This window comes from Psychroflexus sp. MES1-P1E (assembly GCF_002836055.1).
Taxonomy (GTDB): Bacteria; Bacteroidota; Bacteroidia; order Flavobacteriales; family Flavobacteriaceae; genus Psychroflexus.
Genome location: NZ_PJBS01000073.1, coordinates 1 through 225, shown reverse-complemented (window position 1 = coordinate 225; position 225 = coordinate 1). Strand labels below are relative to the sequence as shown.

The 225-nt window shown below is 40.4% G+C and carries 1 protein-coding gene; it reads left to right on the top strand.

Translation table 11 applies throughout. The annotated features are described in order from the left end of the window. Positions 1 to 8: 8 nt before the first annotated feature. The coding region (locus CXF67_RS00365; RefSeq protein WP_257984529.1) for a response regulator at positions 9 to 225 on the top strand (217 nt) is incomplete at its 3' end.

Genomic DNA, 225 nt, shown 5'->3' with positions numbered 1-225 from the left:
TAACAAAAATGGGCTTCAACGCTATTACTGCAGTCACAGATGGCAAACAAGCCTTGGACAGTCTAAAAAAAGAGGATTGTCCTGACTTGGTATTTTTAGACCTTAATATGCCAGTTTTGGATGGTTTTTCTTTTCTTACTCAAGCAGAAAAAGAGATTTTGTGCATGCAGATGAATGTGGTCATACTTACCTCATCCACCCGCCAAAAGGACAAAGATCGGGCCA